Annotated in this window: 15 protein-coding genes; 8 read left to right on the forward strand and 7 right to left on the reverse strand. The window is 64.0% G+C overall.

The features are described 5' to 3' along the window. Positions 1–60: 60 nt before the first annotated feature. Both AU381_RS19030 and AU381_RS19035 read right to left on the reverse strand, forming a co-directional pair. Positions 61–1,158: a CobW family GTP-binding protein gene (locus tag AU381_RS19030; protein ID WP_064243306.1), complete on the reverse strand. Its 1,098-nt coding sequence runs from the start codon at positions 1,156–1,158 to the stop codon at positions 61–63. A gap of 113 nt (positions 1,159–1,271) precedes the next feature. Beyond that, a complete protein-coding gene (locus AU381_RS19035) occupies positions 1,272–2,063 on the reverse strand; it encodes a creatininase family protein (protein WP_064243307.1) in 792 nt (263 codons plus the stop codon). Positions 2,064–2,176: 113 nt separating this feature from the next. Here AU381_RS19035 and AU381_RS19040 point away from each other — a divergent pair, with 113 nt between their 5' ends. From AU381_RS19040 to AU381_RS19050, 3 genes are all read left to right on the forward strand, one after another. Continuing rightward, the gene (locus tag AU381_RS19040) at positions 2,177–2,680 is read left to right on the forward strand and encodes a MarR family winged helix-turn-helix transcriptional regulator (RefSeq protein ID WP_064243308.1); all 504 of its coding nucleotides are present in this window, start codon (positions 2,177–2,179) and stop codon (positions 2,678–2,680) included. Between the two features lie 97 nt (positions 2,681–2,777). Then, the gene (locus AU381_RS19045; RefSeq protein ID WP_064243309.1) at positions 2,778–3,800 is read left to right on the forward strand and encodes a LacI family DNA-binding transcriptional regulator; all 1,023 of its coding nucleotides are present in this window, start codon (positions 2,778–2,780) and stop codon (positions 3,798–3,800) included. Between the two features lie 76 nt (positions 3,801–3,876). After that, entirely contained in the window at positions 3,877–4,839 is a 963-nt protein-coding gene (locus AU381_RS19050; protein WP_064243310.1) for a 2-hydroxyacid dehydrogenase, read from the forward strand. A gap of 6 nt (positions 4,840–4,845) precedes the next feature. On the opposite strand, the gene AU381_RS19055 is transcribed toward AU381_RS19050, so the two are convergent. Continuing rightward, positions 4,846–5,601: a gamma-glutamyl-gamma-aminobutyrate hydrolase family protein gene (locus AU381_RS19055; protein ID WP_064243311.1), complete on the reverse strand. Its 756-nt coding sequence runs from the start codon at positions 5,599–5,601 to the stop codon at positions 4,846–4,848. A gap of 348 nt (positions 5,602–5,949) precedes the next feature. Here AU381_RS19055 and AU381_RS19060 point away from each other — a divergent pair, with 348 nt between their 5' ends. The 4 genes from AU381_RS19060 (at position 5,950) to AU381_RS19075 (ending at position 9,476) form a co-directional block, all read left to right on the forward strand. After that, positions 5,950–6,174, forward strand: coding sequence for an aa3-type cytochrome c oxidase subunit IV (locus AU381_RS19060; RefSeq protein WP_012709412.1), 225 nt, complete (start codon positions 5,950–5,952; stop codon positions 6,172–6,174). A 333-nt stretch (positions 6,175–6,507) separates the two neighbouring features. Then, on the forward strand, positions 6,508–7,656 hold the full coding sequence (locus tag AU381_RS19065) for a Re/Si-specific NAD(P)(+) transhydrogenase subunit alpha (protein ID WP_064243312.1): 1,149 nt from the start codon (positions 6,508–6,510) through the stop codon (positions 7,654–7,656). After that, a complete protein-coding gene (locus tag AU381_RS19070) occupies positions 7,656–8,066 on the forward strand; it encodes an NAD(P) transhydrogenase subunit alpha part 2 (protein ID WP_012709410.1) in 411 nt (136 codons plus the stop codon). The genes AU381_RS19065 and AU381_RS19070 overlap by 1 nt, the downstream gene beginning before the upstream one ends. A 9-nt stretch (positions 8,067–8,075) precedes the next feature. Further along, complete coding sequence (locus AU381_RS19075) at positions 8,076–9,476, forward strand: NAD(P)(+) transhydrogenase (Re/Si-specific) subunit beta (RefSeq protein ID WP_064243313.1); 1,401 nt, start codon at positions 8,076–8,078, stop codon at positions 9,474–9,476. Positions 9,477–9,660: 184 nt separating this feature from the next. On the opposite strand, the gene AU381_RS19080 is transcribed toward AU381_RS19075, so the two are convergent. From AU381_RS19080 to rpsU, 4 genes are all read right to left on the reverse strand, one after another. Continuing rightward, positions 9,661–10,881, reverse strand: a complete 1,221-nt coding sequence (locus AU381_RS19080; RefSeq protein ID WP_064243314.1) for an adenylate/guanylate cyclase domain-containing protein — start codon at positions 10,879–10,881, stop codon at positions 9,661–9,663. Between the two features lie 173 nt (positions 10,882–11,054). Continuing rightward, positions 11,055–11,528 carry a DUF992 domain-containing protein gene (locus tag AU381_RS19085; protein WP_064243315.1) on the reverse strand — a complete coding sequence of 158 codons (474 nt, stop codon included), beginning with the start codon at positions 11,526–11,528 and terminating at the stop codon, positions 11,055–11,057. A 155-nt stretch (positions 11,529–11,683) separates the two neighbouring features. Further along, positions 11,684–12,574 carry a tetratricopeptide repeat protein gene (locus AU381_RS19090; RefSeq protein WP_064243316.1) on the reverse strand — a complete coding sequence of 297 codons (891 nt, stop codon included), beginning with the start codon at positions 12,572–12,574 and terminating at the stop codon, positions 11,684–11,686. A 247-nt stretch (positions 12,575–12,821) separates the two neighbouring features. Further along, positions 12,822–13,034, reverse strand: coding sequence for a 30S ribosomal protein S21 (gene rpsU / locus AU381_RS19095; protein ID WP_012709405.1), 213 nt, complete (start codon positions 13,032–13,034; stop codon positions 12,822–12,824). A 333-nt stretch (positions 13,035–13,367) separates the two neighbouring features. Here rpsU and AU381_RS19100 point away from each other — a divergent pair, with 333 nt between their 5' ends. After that, entirely contained in the window at positions 13,368–14,621 is a 1,254-nt protein-coding gene (locus AU381_RS19100) for a sarcosine oxidase subunit beta family protein (RefSeq protein WP_064243317.1), read from the forward strand. Positions 14,622–14,634 lie beyond the last annotated feature (13 nt).

The following is a 14,634-nucleotide window of genomic DNA, read 5'->3' on the forward strand; positions in this document are numbered from 1 at the left end:
TGGCTAGGCTCTCTTGTTTCAGCATGATCTGTTTCGGAAACCGGTGACCACTGTCCGGGATCATGCCTGGACTTCGCATGCCTTGAAGGTGCGCTCGAGCTTCTCGCGGTCGAGGTCTCGGCCGATGAAGACGAGGCGGGTCTCGCGCTTCTCGCCTTCCTTCCAAGGCCGCTGGTGGTCGCCCTCGATGATCATGTGAACGCCCTGCACCACATAGCGCTCCGCATCGCCGGCAAAGGCGATGATGCCCTTGAGGCGCAGGATGTTCGGGCCGTCCGTCTGGGTGATCTTCTGGATCCACGGGAAGAAACGGTCCGGGTTCATCTCGCCGCCGCGCAACGAGATCGACTGCACCGTCACGTCGTGAATCGGAGACGGGGCATGATCGTGGTGATGATGATGATGATCGTGGTCGTGATCATGGTGGTGATGGTCATGATCGTGATGATGATGGTCGTGATCGCAGTCGGGCCCACAGACGTGATCGTCATGCTCGTCGTGGTCGAGGAAGTGCGGATCGTTCTCCAGCGCCTTTTCGAGGTTGAAGGCGCCCTGGTCTAGTACTTTGCCGAGATCGATCTCCGACCGCTGCGTCCGGTAAATGCGGGCGGAGGGATTGATCACGCGAACGGTCGCCTCGATGCGCTCGAGTTCTTCGGGCGTCACGAGATCGGTCTTGTTGAGCAGCACCACATCGGCAAAGGCGATCTGGTCTTCCGCCTCGCGGCTGTCCTTCAGCCGGAGCGGCAGGTGCTTGGCATCGACGAGCGCGACGACGGCGTCGAGCTCGGTCTTGGCGCGCACGTCGTCATCCATGAAGAAGGTCTGGGCGACCGGCACCGGATCGGCAAGGCCGGTCGTCTCGACGATTATCGCGTCGAAGCGGCCGGGACGGCGCATCAGCCCCTCGACGACACGGATCAGGTCGCCGCGCACGGTGCAGCACACGCAACCGTTGTTCATCTCGTAGATTTCCTCGTCCGACTCGACGATCAGGTCGTTGTCGATGCCGATCTCGCCGAATTCGTTGACGATGACCGCATATTTGCGGCCGTGATTTTCGCTGAGGATGCGGTTGAGCAGCGTCGTCTTGCCGGCGCCGAGATAGCCCGTGAGCACGGTGACGGGGATCGGCTTCTGCGTGGTCGTTTCGGTCATGGGAGCCTCGAGGATTGGCGATGCGCCGCGGGCATCTTGCGTTGGGGTCTCATATAGGAGATGGCGCGGCGATGCGCAAATGTGCGGCGCGCCTTTTCGCCGCCGTGAACCGCTCAGGCAAAGTCGTCGATCTCGAAGGCCTGCACGTCCCTGAGCAGTTCGATGATGCCGCCGACCGCATGGCCGAGGAGAGCCTCGCCGCGCTCCGCCGTGGCGGCGGCCGCATCGCCGGCCACGCCCACCCGGCTGAGATCCGACATCTTCCAACCGAAGGCATGCGGTCCATAGGCGCGCAGATGCTTGAACCGGTGCTGGAACTCGCTCTGGCGGGAAGGGAAGAGGCGGGCCTTTGCCATGTCCACCCTGTCCGGGTGGAGTGCCAGCATCACCGAAGTCTCGATGTCGCCGCCATGGATGTCGACCGCCTTGTCCTCATCGCTTATCCAGCCCGCCGGCTGCCCGAAACGGGTCCAGCCCGTCGCGACCGCAAGCATTCCGAAGCGCACTCGCGCTTCGGTTGCCACGATGGTCATCAGCGGGGAATTGCCGCCATGCGCATTGAGCATCACGAACTTGCGGATGCCGAGCCGATTAATGTCTTCCGCGATGCCGAGCCAGCGCGAGATCGCTTCGTCATAGGCAAGCGTCCGGGTTCCGGCGACGTCCATATGTTCGATCGAATAGCCGACGGGCTCCACCGGCAGGAAGGTCGCGGGCAGGTCACGGGGCAGCCCTGCAATGACCCGACGGACGATGCCTTCGGCGATCAGCCGATCGGTTTCGAAGGGCAGATGCGGCCCGTGCTGCTCATGCGCGCCGAGCGGCAGAACGGCGATCCAACCCCGCCGTCCGGCGGGAGCGAGATCGGCGGGATTGTCGTCCCAGCGGGGCTTCGGCAGCGACATTTCCGTTCGGTCCTCCGCGTCGATTGTCGTAAAATCGTTATTTGAGTCATAGAGTTCGTAATCTCAAGCTGTATTGCTATAAAGGCAGTGTAAGGGATTCGGCGGGAGGTCCAATGGGCAAGAAGAGCAAAGCCGAAAAGAAGGCCAAGAACGGCAGGAAGAGAGACGAACCAGCTGCAGAAGTGCATGACCACGACCTTGCTACGCTGCTTGTCCAGGCTGCCCGCTCGATGCGCACCGTGCTCTCCCGCAACCTCGTTGAAAGTGGTCTCTATGCGGGCCAGGACGGCGTCATGCTTGCCCTTGCCGAAACGGACGGCCTGACCGCCGGAGCGCTCGCAGCCAGGCTCGGTGTCAAGGCGCCGACCATGACGCGCACGATCGGCCGCATGGAGGCCCAGGGTTTCCTCGAGCGAAGGCCGGACGAGGACGACGCGCGGCTGACCAAGGTCTTCCTGACGGCCTCGGGGCGCGACCGCCTGCAGGCGATCGTCGAGGCCGGCCAGCATTCCGAAAATCTCGCCACGCGCGGTCTCACCGACAAGCAGGTGCGCACACTTCTGAAACTCCTGCGCGTGGTCGACAGCAACCTTCAGGCGGCGCGCGGCGCCGACTGACGCACGCCTTTAGCGCACTTCCCGATTGCAGCGGCGATTTAAACAGTTTAAAGAGGGTTTAAAACGGGCCGAGAAATCGACGGGCACGGGGGGCACGGTGGCGCAGAAGGTCAAGCTTTCGACAATCGCGGAAACTCTCGGACTTTCGACGGCGACCGTATCCCTGGCATTGCGAGACAGCCCGCTTGTGGCGATCGCCACCCGCGAGAAGATCAAGGAACAGGCGCGCGCCCTCGGCTACATCTACAATCGCCGCGCTGCCAGCCTCAGGACCTCGCGCTCCGGCATCATCGGCGTCGTCGTCCACGACATCATGAACCCGTTCTACGGCGAGATCCTGAAATCGATCGAGGCGGAACTCGATCGCGACAAGCAGACCTTCATTCTTTCCAATCACTACGATTCCGTCGACAAGCAGCGCGATTTCATCGAAACGCTGCTGCAGCTTGGCGGTGACGGCGTCATCATGTCGCCGGCGATCGGCACGCCGCCGGAGGATATCCAGCTGGCCGAGGACAACGGCATGCCGGCGATCCTGATCGCCCGTTCGATCGAGGGGCTCGACGTGCCGATCTTCCGCGGCGACGACGCCTACGGCATCGCGCTTGCCACCAACCACCTGATCGGCCTCGGCCACCGCTGCATCGCGATGGTTGGCGGTACCGACCAGACCTCCACGGGGCGCGACCGCTACCAAGGCTATGTCAATGCCTTGCGCAAGGCGAATATCGAGGTCGATCCGGACCTGCGAATCCCAGGACCCCGTTCGAAGCAGGGCGGCTTCGAGGCGGCCGTGCATCTTCTGTCGCTGCCGCAGAAGCCCACCGCGGTGGTCTGCTGGAACGACCTGGTGGCGATCGGCATGATGAACGGCATCGCCCGCGCCGGCCTCGTGCCGGGCGTCGATATATCGGTCACCGGTTACGACGATCTCGAGGAAGCCTCGATCGCGACGCCGGCGCTGACGACCGTCTGGAACGGCCAGGCGGAAGTCGGCCGCAGCGCGGCCCGCGCGCTGCTAGACAAGCTTTCGGGCAGCCACGAGCCGGACGGCATCCACCTGATCAAGCCGGAAATGCGCATCCGCCAGTCGACCGGTCCGCTCCGCGTAACGGCTTGATCCATTTCGGCGAGTCGGAACAGGATGCGGGGAGCGATCGTCCGCTTTTTCGTCACGCTCCGGAAAGGGAACCTTGATGAGCCGTCCTAAAATCCTCGTGCCCGGCAAGATCAACCCGCGCATCCTCCAACGATTGCCGGAGATGTTCGAGATCGTGCGCATCGAGCGCGCCGATGCGGCCCTGGTGACGGCGGACATGGCGGATGTCGCCGGCATTGCGGTCTCGGGGCGCCTGCCGACAGAATTGATGGATGCCTTCCCTCGGCTCGAAATCGTCGGGAATTTCGGCGTCGGCTATGACGGAGTCGATGTCACCCGTGCGGCGGCGCGCGGCATCGTCGTCACCAACACGCCGGACGTGCTGACGGAGGAGGTCGCCGATACGGCGATCGGGCTGCTCCTCAACACGGTGCGCCAGCTGCCGCAGGCGGAGCAATGGTTGCGTCAGGGCCGCTGGGTTCGCGACGGCGCCTTTCCATTGTCGCCGCTGTCGCTTAGGGGCCGGAAGGTCGGTCTTTTCGGCCTTGGCAGGATCGGTCTGGCAATCGCCCGCCGGCTTGAGGCGTTCCGCGTGTCGATCGCCTATCACACGCGCACCCCGCGCGAAGACCTTGCCTTCGCCTATTATCCGAGCCTGTTGAGCCTCGCCGAGGCGGTCGACACGCTGATCGTGATTGTGCCGGGGACCCCGAGCACCGCGAAGGCGGTCAATGCGGACGTTTTCGCCGCGCTTGGCCCGCAGGGGGTCGTGATCAATGTCGGCCGCGGTTCGACGCTGGACGAGACCGCTCTCATCGCGGCGCTCCGGAGCGGCACTATCGCTGGTGCGGGGCTCGATGTTTTCGAAAACGAACCGCATGTGCCCGAGGCGCTGATTGCTCTTGCGAACGTCTCACTGCTGCCGCATGTCGCGTCCGCATCGGTCGCCACCCGCAATGCCATGGCCGATCTGGTCGTCGACAATCTGAAGGCCTGGTTTTCAACCGGACGAGCGCTCACTCCGGTCGCCGAGACGCCGTTCGAGCGTAAAGACCGATAGGAGCGGCTATTCGCCCTTGCTTTCTCGATAGGCGCGCACCGCATCGCCGAAAGCCTTGAAAAGGGCGGCGGAGGGGCCGTCGGTCCGGACCCAATATTCCGGATGCCACTGGACGCCGACGGCGAATGCCTTGGCACCGATGACCGATACGGCCTCGATCGTTCCGTCGTCGGCGACGGCCTCAACCGCAAGACGCGGGGCTGTTGCGGCGATCGCCTGGCGATGCAGCGAGTTGACCCGGATCCGGCCGGCGCCGAGGACGGGAGCGAGGCAGCTTCCCTCTTTGACGACAACGTCCTGGCGGATGCCGTAGGCGATGTCGAGATCGGGCACGTCCGGCTTGCGATGATCCGAAATTCCCGGCAGGTCCTGAATTTCTGTTGCGAGCGTGCCACCGAGGGCGACATTGAGTTCCTGAATGCCGCGGCAGATGGCGAGCAGCGGGACGCCGCGCTCGAGCGCCCGGCGGATCAGCGGGAGGCTGGTCGCATCGCGGCCCGGATCGAAAGGTCCATCCGCGTCCGTTGCCGCTCTGCCGTAAAGCGACGGATGGACGTTGGAGCGGGCGCCGCTCGCGAGCACGCCGTCGACCCGGTCGAGGATTTCGTCGGTGTCGTTGCCGGTTTCGAGCGCCGGAACGAGGAAAGGCATGACGCCCGCCCCCTCGACGGCCGCACGCACATATTGATGGGCGACCACGTGCCAGACATTGCCGTCGAACTCGCGGAAATCGCAGGGGATGGCAACGACAGGTTTCGACATCATCAAACTCCAAAATCATCGTATGGAAAAGCCTTGCCGCCAGAGCGAGGTCAAAGTCAACCGCGGAGAAGTACCCGTTTGGCAAGTGTGCTCGACCCCGCATTCGCAGGGTCGATGAATCCTGAAAAGCGGCGCCGACGCCGGCCGCCGCGATCGACGCGGGAACTTGCCGGCATCGGCGTTCGACTATGCCGCAGCCTGGCGGGGCGGGTTTTCGTTGCGAAGGGCCGCCGCTTTGTGTATGCGGAAGCTAAAGGACCGCTCTCTCGTCTTGTCGCGGAGCGGTTCCGACAGCGGGTCAAAGCGAACCGCCGAAAGGCGGTGCCACAGCATTCTGGAGAACTGGAGATGGCAGAGCATCACACGGGACCGGCCGAGACGGGCGCCCCGATGGATTATTCCGAGCATGAGAAGACCTACAAGTTCTTTCTCAACGCAACGAAATACGGCACGCTGTTTTGCGTTGCCCTGCTGATCGCCATGGCCGCCGGCTTCTTCACCACTATGGGCTTCATCAGCTCCGTCGTGCTGTTCATCCTTCTCAACGTCGCCGGCTACTTTTTCCTGCGCTGAGCGGCCTCTCCGACATTTCCTTTCGAAGGCGGGGGAGGAGGACGCCCCTGCCTTTGTCTCCGGATGCGATCCGGTACTTACCTCACCGCGTGAGGAGCGTTTTTTCGACGGCGGGCTCCGCCTTCGAAGGAAGAGTGCCTGTCGCCGCAGCGACGTGTGCCTTGCACAATCCTCGCTGCAGCGCTTCGAAATGGTGCATGGCTTCTCTCCTTGAATCGGGCCCGATTCAAGGAGCCAGCATTCGGGGCGGCTCGGTTCAAGCGGCCGGCTCGGCAGTCGAACATGTACCCGCATTTCAGGGAGGGCCTGGTTGTGGGGCGGAGAGGGGGAGTATTGAGCCAGATTGTCTTTATTGCCAAGGAATCGGATCCGGGTGAGCCGCGCGTTGCGGGCTCCGTCGAGAGCGTCAAGAAGTTGAAATCACTCGGCTTCGACGTCGTTGTCGAGGCCGGCGCGGGATTGCATTCCCGCGTTCCGGATGCCGAATACGAAAAAGCCGGTGCCCGGATCGGAAGCGCCGCCGATGCGAAAGAGGCCGACGTCGTCCTCAAGGTGCGCCGGCCGAGTCCGCAAGAGATCGCCGGATACCGGTCGGGGGCGATCGTCATCGCCATCATGGACCCCTACGGCAACGAGGAGGCGATCGCCGCCATGGCGGGCGCCGGACTCACCGCCTTTGCCATGGAACTGATGCCGCGCATCACCCGGGCGCAATCGATGGACGTGCTTTCCAGCCAGGCGAACCTCGCCGGCTACCAGGCGGTGGTCGATGCGGCCCATGAATACGACCGGGCCCTGCCGATGATGATGACGGCGGCCGGCACCGTGCCGGCGGCGAAGGTGTTCGTCATGGGCGCCGGTGTCGCCGGCCTGCAGGCGATCGCCACGGCGCGGCGAATGGGTGCCATGGTGTCGGCCACCGACGTGCGCCCCGCCGCCAAGGAGCAGGTCGCCTCGCTCGGCGCCAAGTTCATCGCCGTCGAGGACGAGGAGTTCAAGGCGGCCGAGACCGCCGGCGGCTATGCCAAGGAAATGTCGAAGGACTACCAGGTCAAGCAGGCGGCGCTCGTCGCCGAGCACATCGCCAAGCAGGACATCGTCGTCACCACGGCGCTGATCCCGGGCCGGCCGGCGCCGCGGCTGGTGACCCGCGAGATGCTTGACGCCATGAAGCCCGGCTCGGTCGTGGTTGACCTCGCCGTCGAGCGCGGCGGCAATGTCGAGGGGGCGGAAGCCGGCAAGGTCGTCGAACTCGGCGGTGTCAAGGTCGTCGGCCACCTGAACGTGCCGGGCCGCATCGCCGCCTCCGCCTCGCTGCTCTATGCCAAGAACCTCGTCACCTTCCTGGAGACCATGGTTTCGAAGGAGACGAAGGCCTTGGCGCTCAACATGGAGGACGAGCTCGTCAAGGCGACGGCGCTGACCCACGGCGGCGCCGTGGTGCATCCGGCCTTCGGCGGCGCGAACGGGGGGGACAAGTGATGGCGAACGAACTTCTGGACAAGGCATTGACCGACCTCGAACGGGCGGTCGAGGCGGTCAGGACCGCCGCCGAATACGTGCCGGATGCGGCCGGCGCCGTGGCGCATGGCGCGACCGGCGGGGCGATCGACCCCTTCGTCTTCCGGCTGGCGATCTTCGTCCTGGCGATTTTCGTCGGCTACTACGTCGTCTGGTCCGTGACGCCGGCGCTGCACACGCCCCTGATGGCGGTCACCAACGCGATCTCCTCGGTGATCGTCGTCGGTGCGCTCCTGGCGGTCGGGATCTCCGCTTCCGGGCTCGCCACAGGCTTCGGCTTCGTCGCTTTGGTGCTCGCCTCCGTCAACATCTTCGGCGGCTTCCTCGTCACCCAGCGCATGCTCGCCATGTACAAGAAAAAAGACAAGTGAGGCGAGCCGATGAACGCTAACTTCGCAGCCTTCCTCTATCTCGTCTCCGGTGTCCTGTTCATCACGGCGCTCCGCGGCCTGTCGCATCCGACCACCAGCCGCAGGGGCAACGCCTACGGCATGATCGGCATGGGGATCGCCATCGTCACGACGCTGTTGCTCGCCATGCCTTCGATCGGCGGTTTTCTGCTGATCGTCGTCGGTCTGGCGCTCGGCGGCGGCGCCGGCGCCTATATCGCCAAGCGCATTCCGATGACGGCGATGCCGCAGCTCGTCGCCGGCTTCCATTCGCTGGTCGGCCTTGCCGCCGTCCTGGTCGCCGCCGGCGCGCTCTACGCGCCGTCCTCCTACGGTATCGGCGCGATCGGCGCCATCCATGCCCAGGCGCTCGTCGAGATGGCGCTCGGCGTGGCGATCGGCGCGATCACCTTCACGGGCTCGGTCATCGCCTTCCTGAAGCTCGACGGCCGCATGTCGGGCAAGCCGATCCTTTTGCCCTACCGGCATCTGATCAATCTGGGGCTCGCCGCGCTCATCGTCTTCTTCATCATCGGCCTGGCGCTGACCGAAAGCCATTTCGACTTCTGGGCGATCGTTCTTCTGTCGCTGGCGCTCGGCGTGCTGATCATCATTCCGATCGGCGGCGCCGACATGCCGGTCGTCGTGTCGATGCTGAACTCCTATTCCGGCTGGGCGGCGGCCGGCATCGGCTTCACGCTCGGCAACCTGGCGCTGATCATCACCGGGGCGCTGGTCGGATCGTCCGGTGCGATCCTCTCCTACATCATGTGCAAGGGCATGAACCGCTCGTTCGTCTCGGTGATCCTCGGCGGCTTCGGCGGCGAGACGGCCGCCGCCGGCGGCGACGACGGCGTGCAGCGGACCGTCAAGCAGGGCTCGGCGGACGATGCCGCCTTCCTGATGCAGAACGCCTCCAAGGTGATCATCGTGCCGGGCTACGGCATGGCGGTGGCCCAGGCCCAGCATTCGCTGCGCGAGCTTGCCGACAAGCTCAAGCAGGCGGGCGTCGAGGTCAAATACGCGATCCACCCGGTCGCCGGCCGCATGCCCGGCCACATGAACGTGCTCTTGGCCGAGGCGAACGTCCCCTATGACGAGGTGTTCGAGCTCGAGGACATCAATTCGGAATTCGCCCAGGCCGACGTCGCCTACGTCATCGGCGCCAACGACGTCACCAACCCGGCGGCGCGCGACGACAAGACCTCGCCGATCTACGGCATGCCGATCCTCGACGTCGACAAGGCCAAGACCTGCCTGTTCGTCAAGCGCTCGCTCGGCTCCGGCTATGCCGGCATCGACAACACGCTGTTCTACAAGGACGGCACGATGATGCTGCTCGGCGACGCCAAGAAGGTGACCGAAGAGATCGTCAAGGCGATCAACCACTGAGGGCTTTCTCGAAGGAGTCTGCCCCTCATCCGGCTGCCGCCACCTTCTCCCCGCAGGCGGGGCGAAGGGGTACGCGGCGGCCGCCTGCCTCAGTCCCCTCTCCCCGTCAGACGGGGAGAGGGCTAGGGTGAGGGGCATCACGGGGGAGGGCTGGGGTAAGGGCTTGGGTGAGGGGCATCCACGATCAACCTCCTGTGATTTCCGGATCCCACGTGAACAGCTCCTTCGCCCTTGCGACGCCGCGCAGCGCGAAGCGCCCGAGCGAAACCGCATTGGCGCGATGCGCGGCAGGCGAAGCCTCGATGAATTCCGAAGACATGATGAGGTGCCGTTCGACCGAGCGGCACATCGAGACGATGCGGCTCACCTCGTTGACGGCGGGCCCGACAACGGTGAAGTCGAGTCGATTCTCGCTGCCGATATTGCCATAGAAAACCTCGCCGATATGCAGCCCGAGATAAACGTCGGTTGTCGGCTTTCCCTCATCGAGCCGTCGCGCGTTCAGGTCGGCGAGCATGATGCGCAGTTGCCGCTCGGCGGCGATCGCCGCGTTGCAGGCGTCGGACGGCTTGCGGCCGTTGAAGATGGCGAGAACACCATCGCCGATCAGCTTCAGCACGCTGCCCCCATGGTCCTCGATCGCAGCGATCACCGTGCCGGAATAATCGTTGAGGAAGGGAATGACCTCTTCCGGCGCGATGCTCTCGGCGATGCGCGTGTAGTTGCGCAGGTCGGAGAACCACATGACCGCCTCGATGCGCTCGGCCGCCCCCCGTTCGATGCTGCCCTCGACGACCCGGCGGCCGGCGTCGTGGCCGAGATAAACGTCTGCGAGCGTGCCGATGATGCGGACGCAGGAGGCCGCCTTCACGGCGAGCGCGAGCGTCGGCACCAGCGTTCGGAGCGCATGGAGGTCCTCGTCACTGAAGCCTGCACGTCTCTTCGTCGTCCAGTAAGAGTAGAAACAATCCATCTGTCCGACGCGGCCGCGGTCGGTGAAGTGATTGATGAAGCCGACGCAGTCGGTGTGCCCCTCGGCCTTCAACTTGTCGAGCATGGTGAAGGCGATATGCGGCTCCTCGGCGAGGCGGACGCGGTGTTCGGTTTCGTTTTCCCGGAGCATGTGGAAGAAGACCGAGCGCTGCCAGTTCTCTTGTGCCTCGCCGCCGCTCGTCGAGCCGTAATGCACGACGTCCGGCACTTCATCGCTTTCGCTGTTCCACTGGAAGGCGCGTCCCTCGAACTCCGGGTGGAGCGTGTCGATCAGTCCGAGGGCTCGATCGATGTGGATCCCGGCGGCGTGGCACCGATCGCAGAAGCCTGCGAGAAGGTCCTGCTCCTTGAGGCCGCGAATTCCCTCGTCCGACATCCACAGAACGATGTCGCGGATTGCCTGATCCTTCATCCTATATCCCGTCGTGCTACGCACCGGTTCAAACAGCTGTCAACAGCACAGTGGCGCGCCTTGCCTCGGCGCGCAAGTCGCCGCGGATTGCGTCGCGGAACGAGAGGGTCGCGGGGAGGAGTGGCCCGTGCGAGGCCCCCGACCGGGCCTCGCAACGTTATTCGCTCGTTTCGTCAGCCCGCCGGCGCCAGAACCAGGTGATCGATGCCGAGGGCAACGTTCAGGCCTTCCTGAACCTGGACATTGACCGGCTGCAGCATGAAGGCCTTGTTCGTGCCGCCGGCGATGACCTTCGCTCCACCGCCGACAGCAAAGCTCGCATCGGCGCCGACGCCGACATATTCCCCAGCCAGGGCAAATTCGGTGAACGGCGTGCCGGTTTTCGCCAGCACGTCCCAGATCATCACGGTCTTGCCGGTCGACCCGATGTCGAGGCCGATTTTGGTGATCCTGCCGGCATAGACGGCTCCGGGCGAACCATCCGCAGGCTTGAAGGTGCACATCAGGTTCTTGGTGGAGGTGACGATGAGCCCGGTGCCGCCTTCTGAGCCGCAGGTGAGACGGCCGAGCGCCACATAATTCTGGGCCGGGGCCGTTCCTGACAGGGCCGCCAGGGTGGCCGCCGCAAGGATGGTCTGTTTGATCATGACTGATCTCCTTGTTGAAGCCATGGTCAAACAGATGGAACGCGTGATGGTTCCGCATTTGCCGATCTGCCGAGGCCCCGAACAGTGGCGTGGCCGGCAAACAGAAACGCCCGCGACATTGCCGCGGGCGCCCCCGAAAACAAAGGAAAGGCCTGTCAGGACATTGCCTTGACGCGGGCAAGCCCGGCCCGGGCCGGCTCGTATTTGGGATCGAGCTGCAGCGCGTGCGAATAGGACTTCTGGGCCTTGGCCTTTTCGCCGCGACGCTCGTAGATCAGCGCCTGGTTCGCCCAGGATTCTGCAAGCTTGCCGTTGAGGTTGATGGCCGTGTTGAAGTCCGAGAAGGCATTGTCGTCGTCGCCTTGCGCCACATAGGAAATGCCGCGGCCGTTATAGGGCTCGGCCGAGCTCGGCGACAGCGAGATTGCCGTCGAGAAATCCTCGATCGCCTGGGCGTGATCGTTGCGGGCCTGATAGATCAGGCCGCGATTGTGGTAGGCTCGAGGATCGGTGGTGTCGAGCTGGATGGCCTTGTTGAAATCGTTGAAGGCTGAGTCGAGCTGGTTGGCCTGGCGGTAGAGATTGCCGCGGCCGATATAGGCGACGTCATAACTTGAATTGAGCTGCAGGGCCGCATTGTAGTCGGCGAGGGCGGCCTGCTGGTCGCCCATGTTGCGGTGGACGAGCCCCCGATTGGCATAGGCCTGGTAGAAGCTTGGGTTGAGCTTGATCGCCTGGTCGAAATCGGCAAGCGCCCGGCGGAATTCACCGGCCCGGCCGTAGGCCGAACCGCGCACGTTATAGGCTTCCGGGTCGCTCGGATTGGAGGCGATGACGCTGGACAGCGAGGCGATGTTTTCATCCGAGCCTTGCGCCCGCTCGACGCGGATCATCGATTCGGAGGTGTTGTCGGTCTGGCATCCGGCAAGCAGCAGGGCCGAGCCGAGTATCAGCATGGCAGCAAGCTTCGGATTGCGCTGGTGGCGGCGATGCGCCTCATGGATGGTGAAACCGGAGACGTCCGCAGTCATGGCAGCAAGTGTCAAAGTCGATCCCTCAAAGCGACAAGGTCCCAGTGCTTTCCTTTACGGAGAGCGGCGAAGGCGGGGGCTCCGGGGCTCAATGAGCGCCTCGGGTAAACCGTCCGGCCCTTTTTCCGGGCGGCTGACCGTCGCCAATTGATGCAGCAGCCACGCTAGACTGCCGACGGACAGGGTGTCCATATCAAAATGGCGGCGGCGATGCCTCGCCCCCGCCACGATTTACATTGGAAAGCGTCGAAAAAACGGCCGATCAGCGGGCCAGAAGGCCTTCACGCTGTGCGCGCTTGCGGGCCAGCTTGCGAACGCGGCGGACGGCTTCAGCCTTTTCGCGCGCACGCTTCTGGGACGGCTTTTCGTAGAAGTCACGCATCTTCATTTCGCGGAAAATGCCTTCGCGCTGCATCTTCTTCTTGAGAGCGCGGAGCGCCTGATCGACATTGTTATCGCGGACAAGTACCTGCACGTGAATCCCGTTCCTTTGTTCGAGTTGGCAGCCTCACCATCAGGTTTGGGAGGCAATAAGTCTGCGTTCGCTGAGCCGAAAGCTCTACGATTAGAGGAGCGGATACCAGATGACAGGCCCGAAGTCCAGCGGCGAGATCGTCGCTCTCGGGAAAAATGCGCCATGACCGGGATCGATGGGCACTCGCGCGCTCGCTTGTCGCAGTTTGTCGCCCATGTCGCAAGTCCGTCGAAGTTCGCCGGATCGCGTCGCAAAAGAAACGTTGCGTCGCCACCGGATTTGCGATTTCTAACGCCGAGGTACGTTTTTCGGGGTTCATGGAGTAGCAGGCGGATGCGCAAATATTCTGTTTTCGCCGTGGCGCGCGAGGCACTGCGCGGCCACAAGGGGTGGGGCCCCCACTGGGCCTCGCCGGAGCCACGCCCGCAATATGATGTGGTCATCATCGGCGGTGGCGGGCATGGCCTCGGGGCGGCCTACTATCTTGCCAAGGAGCACGGCATCACCAATGTGGCCGTGCTCGAAAAGGGCTGGATCGGCGGCGGCAATACCGGCCGCAACACGACGATCATCAGGTCCAACTATCTCTATGAAGAGAGCATGGACATCTACGAGCATTCGCTGAAGCTCTGGGAAAACCTGTCGCAGGACCTGAACTACAACGTGATGTACTCGCCGCGCGGCGTGATGATGCTGTCGCACAACATTCACGACCAGCAGTCCTTCAAGCGGCACATCAACGCCAACCGCCTCTACGGCATCGACAACGAATGGCTGACGCCGGAACAGGCAAAAGCTTATTGTCCGCCGCTCGATATCGCCAAGACCGCCCGCTACCCGATCAACGGCGCGGCGCTGCAGCGGCGTGGCGGCACGGCGCGTCACGACGCGGTCGCCTGGGGCTATGCACGTGCGGCATCCGACCGCGGCGTTCACATCATCCAGAATTGCGAAGTGACGGGCATTCGCCGCGACGAAACCGGCCGGGTCACCGGCGTCGATACCAATCGCGGCTTCATCGGCGCGAAGAAGATCGGCATTTCCGCTGCCGGCCATAGTTCGGTGCTGATGCAGATGGCGGACGTGCGCGTGCCGCTGCAGAGCCAGCCGCTGCAGGCGCTGGTCTCCGAGCCCTTAAAGCCGATCTTCCCCTGCGTGGTGATGTCGAACTCGGTGCATGCCTATATCTCGCAGTCCGACAAGGGCGAGTTCGTCATCGGCGCCGGTACCGACCAGTACAATTCCTATTCGCAGACCGGCGGCCTGCAGATCATCACCCATACGCTCGACGCGATCTGCGAACTCTTCCCGATGTTCCGCCGTGTCAAGATGATGCGGCAATGGGGCGGCATCGTCGACGTGACGCAGGACCGTTCGCCGATCCAGGGCGTCACGCCGGTGCCGGGGCTCTACCTCAATGCCGGCTGGGGAACGGGCGGCTTCAAGGCGACGCCGGGCTCGGCCAATCTCTTTGCCCATCTGATCGCGCGCGGGGAGCCGCACAGGCTCGCGGCGGGGCTGACGCTCGAGCGCTTCCGCACCGGGCGGCTTATCGACGAGGCGGCCGCTGCCGCCGTTGCGCACTAGAGTTGAAGGATAG

Source organism: Sinorhizobium glycinis (assembly GCF_001651865.1).
Classification (GTDB): domain Bacteria; phylum Pseudomonadota; class Alphaproteobacteria; order Rhizobiales; family Rhizobiaceae; genus Sinorhizobium; species Sinorhizobium glycinis.